This is a genomic window from Pseudomonas sp. P4_C1 (assembly GCF_056402155.1).
The window spans coordinates 1-3,915 of record NZ_JBFUHY010000143.1; the positions used below are offsets into that span (position 1 = coordinate 1).

Here is a 3,915-nt window from a genome sequence, read left to right on the forward strand (position 1 = left end):
CACCACCACGGTGACCCTGAGCGCGACGCCGAGCGTCGACGAGAACGGCACCATCACCTACACCGCGACGCTGACCGACGCCCAGGGCCAACCGGTGACGGCGCAGAACGGTGCGGTCACCGTGACGCTGGACAGCGGCAAGGTCATTACCATCGCCGAAGGGCAGAGCTCTGGCAGCCTGCCGGTCACGGTGGGCAACGACGTGTACCAGGGGCCAACCACCGTGACCGAGTCGATTAAATCGGCCGACGGCGGCAACCTCGAGGCGATCAACCCGGTGAAAACGCCGGTGAGCACCACGGCCAATGACGTCAACGACACCACCACGGTAACCCTGACCGCCACCCCGAGCGTGGATGAGAACGGCACCATCATCTACACCGCGACGCTGACCGATGCCCTGGGCAAACCGGTCATCGCGCAAAACGGTCCGGTCACCGTCACGCTGGACAGCGGCAAGGTCATCACCATCGCCGAAGGCCAGGGCGCCGGCTCCTTGCCAGTGAGCGTGGGCAACGACGTGTACCAAGGGCCGACCACGGTGACCGAATCCATCAAGGACGCGGTGGGTGGCAACCTCGAAGCGATCAGCCCGGTGAAAACGCCGGTGAGCACCACGGTCAATGACGTCAACGACACCACCACGGTAACCCTGAGCGCCACCCCGAGCGTGGATGAGAACGGCACCATCACCTACACCGCGACCCTGACCGACAAGAACGGCGCCCCGGTCACCGCGCAGAACGGTCCGGTCACCGTGACGCTAGACAGCGGCAAGGTCATCACCATTGCCGTCGGCCAGAGCGCCGGCACCTTGCCGGTGAGCGTGGGCAACGACGTCTACCAAGGGCCAACCACGGTCACCGAATCCATCAAGGAAGCGGCCGGTGGCAACCTCGAAGCGATCAACCCGATCAAGACCCCGGTCAGCACCACGGTTACCGATGTCAACGACGCCACCACCGTGAAGCTGACTGCAACTCCATCGGTAAGCGAGAACGGCACGATCACGTACACCGCGACCATCACCGACAAAAATGGCGCCCCGGTCACTGCACACGACACGCCGGTGACCGTGACTCTGGACAGCGGCAAGGTGATCACCATCGCCGTCGGCCAAAGTTCAGGCACTCTGCCGATTACCGTGGGCAACGACGTCTACACTGGCGCGCCAACCGTTACTGAATCAATCAAGACCGCCAGCGGCGGCAACCTGGAAGCCCTCGGCACGGACAAGACGCCAGTGTCGACCAGCGTCAGTGACTTCCAGGACACCACCACTGTCAGCATCAGCGGCAGCACCTCGGTGACCGAAGGCCAGACCGCCAGTTACACCGTCAGCCTGACTCACCCGGCCCAGACCGAAGTGACGCTGAAAGTCGTCTACAGCGGCACCGCCGCCGACGGTTCTGACTTCACCGGTGTGTACACCGTGAAGATCCCGGCGGGCGCCAGCAGTGCCAGCTTCAACGTCGCGACCATCGACGACAAAATCACCGAAGGCACCGAAAACTTCGTGGTCAAGATCGACTCGGCCACCGGCGGCAACTTCGAGAGCCTGGCGATCAGCGCGTCCAATGGCAGCGTCAGCACTTCGATCATCGACAACGATGCACCGCCAGTGCTGAACCTCGACGCCAACAACTCCAGCGGTGCCACCGGGGCCGATTACAAGGTGACGTTCACCGAGAACACCCCAGGTGCGGGCGTGTCGATCGGCGATACCGATCTGAGCATCACCGACCCGGACAGCACTCTGCTGACCGGCGCGACCATCGTGCTGACCAACCGTCAGGACGGCGATGCACTGAACCTGGGCAACAGCGTCAATGGCATCACCATCAATGCCAACAGCACCAATGGCTCAGTCACGCTGACGCTGTCGGGCAACGCGACGCTGGCCGACTACACGCAGCAGATCAAGAACATCACCTTCACCAACAACAGTGAAGACCCGAGCACCGTGCCGCGCACCATCACCGTGACGGTGACCGATGGCAGCAACTACTCCAACACCGCGACCACTACGGTCAACGTGGTGGCGGTCAATGACGCGCCGGTTGCAGCACCAGTCAACGTCACCGGCACCGAAGACACACCGCTGATCCTCGGCTGGTCGACCTTCGGCGTCAGCGACGTCGACAGTCCGGCCGTCAGCCTGGGCGTGAAAATCACCCAGCTGCCGGGCGAGGGCAAACTGCAGTACCTGGACGGTTCGACCTGGAAAGATGTCGCCACCAACCAGACCTTCAGCAAGGCTGATATCGACGCTGGCAAACTGCGCTTCACGCCGGATGCCAACGAGTCGGGTGTAGACGGGTATGGCGGTACCGGCCTGGGCAACAACCAGGCCGACTACACACAAATCAAGTTCCAGCCAACCGACGGCCAGACTCTGGGCAACACCGGCACGATCAAGATCGACATCACCCCGGTGGCGGATGCGCCGACCCTGAGCGTTGCCGACAACAGCGTGAAGTCCACCGGGTTGATCAAGGAAGTCTGGACCGGTCTTTCGGGCCTGGGCACCAGCGGCAACGGCGCGGACTCGACCACGCTGAAAAACGTGATCGACGCCGCTGGCACAGCAAATTCCAAAGGCACCGTGACCAACGTGCAGTCCGACGGTGGCGTGACCGCCGGTACGGCATCGAAAACCTCCGGCCTGATCTACCTCGAAGCCGGCAAGACCTACACCTTCAACGGTACCGGTGATGACAGCCTGTTGGTGACCATCGGCGGCAAAAACATAGCCGCGACCACATGGGGCGCGGGTGGCAACCTCAATGGTTCGTTCACCCCGACTACTAGCGGCTACTACACCCTGGACATCTACCACCACAACCAGAGTGGCCCGGGCAGCTATGACGTCAACCTGTCGGTCAATGGCAGCACGCCGATCGACCTGAGCAGTGCCGGTGTACCGATTTACACCGGCGTGTCGGATCTGGTGAATGCCGGTGTGACCGTGTCCGACTTGCACGGCACCAATGGCGAAGGCTACTACGACGGTTACAAGCTCAATACCGGCGCTGAAGGCACCAGTGTGAAATTGTCCGCCATCACCACCGCGCTGACCGACACCGACGGCTCGGAAGCCATGAGCCTGAAGATCAGCGGCATGCCGGTCGGCTCGGTGCTCACCGACGGCACGGGACATACCTTCACAGTCACCGCGACCAATGGCGAGGCCAACGTGACGGGCTGGAGCCTCGGCTCTCTGACCGTAACTCCGCCACCGTACTACAACGGCCTGTTCGACCTGACCGTGACCTCGACCTCCACCGAGGCCCTGGGTGGTTCGGCCAGCAGCACTTCGCAGATTCCCGTGATCGTGTCCCCGGCGGTCTATAACGCCGTCACCGCCACCGCGGCCAATGACACCGTCACTGGCACCGACGGCAACGACATCATGATCGCCGACATCGGCGGCCTGACCGTGGTGCCGGGCACCAACTACAACATCGCGTTCATGGTCGACAGTTCCGGCAGTATGAGTTCCTCGTCGATCAACTCGGCCAAGGACTCGCTGACGTCGGTGTTCAACACCCTCAAGCAAAGCCTGGGCAGTAACTCGGGTACGGTGAACATCTTCCTGGTGGACTTCGATGCCCAGGTCAACAAGTCGGTGTCGGTGAACCTCAATGACTCCAATGCACTGACTCAGTTGAAGGCGACTCTGGATTCGATGTCGTCCGGCGGCGGCACCAACTACGAGGACGTGTTCAAAACCACGGCCAACTGGTTCCAGAGTGCGGGCGCCGTGGCCAACACCGGGGCGAAGAACCTCACGTATTTCATTACTGACGGCAAGCCGACTTACTACCAGAGCGGCGAGTCGACCAACCCGACCCTGTATGGCAGCACAACACTCGATAGCCTGATCACTACCAGCAACTATCAGTTGGGTAAAGC

General features: G+C 62.0%; 1 protein-coding gene. It reads left to right on the forward strand.

Going from position 1 to position 3,915, the window contains the following annotated elements:
• Positions 1-3,915 (forward strand): beta strand repeat-containing protein (locus AC1DU9_RS29540; RefSeq protein ID WP_477811237.1); only part of this gene is annotated, 3,915 nt, incomplete at both ends.